The organism is Mycobacterium sp. TH-M15, from assembly GCF_057473705.1.
Map to the genome: position 1 here is coordinate 1 of NZ_JBYCLB010000461.1, position 2,151 is coordinate 2,151.

General features: G+C 75.5%; 1 protein-coding gene and 1 pseudogene. Both read left to right on the forward strand.

The features are described 5' to 3' along the window. Nucleotides 1–1,787, forward strand: a pseudogene (locus tag AC2VNT_RS11160) (hypothetical protein); the annotation flags it as partial. Between the two features lie 83 nt (nucleotides 1,788–1,870). Continuing rightward, nucleotides 1,871–2,151: aldehyde dehydrogenase family protein (locus AC2VNT_RS11165; RefSeq protein ID WP_486946915.1), on the forward strand; the 281-nt coding region annotated here is incomplete at its 3' end.

The window sequence follows — 2,151 nt, forward strand, 5'->3', positions numbered from 1 at the left end:
TGCCGTACGGCGAGACCTCGTGGGTGCGGGTCACCGCGACCGGCACCGACGACGGCTCGCCCGGGGTGCAGTTCGGCATCACCGACCTGTCGATCACCCAGTACGACGCGGCCGGGGCGGCTCACCCGGTCGACCTGCGGCACACCGTGCTGGTGCCGGCAGCGCCGGCCGGCGCGGAGGTGGCGCGGTGGGACCTCGGCGCCGGGATGTCCGGCCGGCCCGGCTGCGCGGCGGCGCCAGACGCCCTCCGCTGCGCGGCGTCGATGATGCTCGACCCCGAGGAACCGGCCACCTTCAGCCGAACCCTGAACGTGTCGCGCCCGACATCGGTGACACCGACACTGTGGGTGCGGGCCCGGCACGGCCCCAACCTGGCCGACCTGGTGCACCAGCCGGGCACCCTGCGCGCCCGCGGCGACGCCGACCTGCTCGACGTGCAGGGCTCCGGCTACGCCGCCACCGACGGCGACCCGGCCACCGCGTGGACCGCCCCGCAGCGAGCCATCGCCGGCCGGACCGCGCCCACCCTGACCATCACGCTGCCGCACCCCGAGCGGGTCAGCGGGCTGCGGCTGGCCGGGGCGCTCTCGCCGGTGCCGACCCGGCCGACGCTGGTCGCCGTCGACCTGGGCGCCGGACCGCAGGTCCGGGAGTTGGGCACCGACCGGGTGCAGACCGTCGCTCTGCGGCCGCGGCTCACCGACACCGTCACGCTCAGCGTGCTGGGTTGGCAGGACGTCATCGACCGGACCGCGCTCGGCTTCGATCAGCTCAAGCCGCCGGGGCTGGCCGAGATCGAGGTGCTCGGCGCCGACGGTCGTCCGATCGCGGCCGCCGACGCCGCCGGCAACCGGGCCCGCCGGGTCACCGTCGACTGCGATCACGGCCCGGTGATCGCGATCGCCGGACGGTTCGTGCACACGTCGATCTCCACCACGGTGGGGGCGCTGCTGGACGGCGACCCGGTGCCGGCGCAGGTCTGCGACCGCCACCCGATCGCCCTCCCCCCGGGCCGGCAGGAGCTGCTGATCAGCCCGGGGGCGACGTTCGTCGTGGACAGCGCCGAGCTCACCGGCGCCGCCGCCGACCCGGCCGACGGCACCGTCGCGGTGGCCCCGGCGGTCACCGGGGTGTGGACCGCGGCGCTGCGCCAGGTCCGGCTGACCGGTGCGGCGACGCCCCGGGTGCTGGTGGTCCCGGAGAGCGTCAACCCGGGCTGGGTGGCCCGCACCGACGCCGGGACCCGGCTGATGCCGGTGACGGTCAACGGATGGCAGCAGGGCTGGCTGCTGCCGGCGGGTACCGCCGACGCGGTCACCCTGACGTTCGAGTCCAACCGGCTCTACCAGGCCGCGCTGGCCGGCGGGCTGGCGCTGCTGCCGCTGCTGGCCATACTGGCCTTCTGGCCAGGGACGGGTCGGCGCCGGCGGGACCGGGTCGACGACCCGGCGCCGGCCCGGCCGTGGACGCCGCCCCGCTGGCTGGCGGTGACCGCGGCGCTCGGGGTGGGCACGCTGATCGGCGGCCTCGGCGGGCTGGCCGTGTTCGGCACCGCAGTCGGCCTGCTATACCGGCTGCGCGACCGTGACCGGGTCGGTGACGCGACGACGCTGGGGCTGAGCGCGGGCGGGTTGATCGCCGCCGGGGTGGTGCTGAGCCGGCATCCGTGGCACTCGGTGGACGGCTACATCGGTCACTCCGCGGGTGTGCAACTGCTGGCGTTGGTCTCGCCGGCGACGCTGACGGCGGCGGCCGTGCTGTCGCCCCGTCGGCCATCCACCGAATAGTGGCAGGCTGGACCCGGTACCCGCAGAACGCAGAACGCAGAACGCAGAAGGAGGTCAGCGTGCCCTCGACAGCCCCCGCAGGCATCGCGACGATCAACCCGGCCACCGGCGAGACGGTCAAGACATTCACCGCGGCCACCGACGAGCAGGTCGACGCCGCGATCACGCGGGCCGCAGCCCGGTTCGCCGGGTACCGGCAGACCGGCTTCGCCGAGCGGGCTCGCTGGATGCACGCCACCGCCGACCTGCTGGAGGCCGAGGCCGACGAGGTGGCGGCGATGATGACGTGCGAGATGGGCAAGACGCTGCGATCGGCCCGAGCCGAGGCGCTGAAGTGCGTCGCCGGGTTCCGGTTCTACGCCGA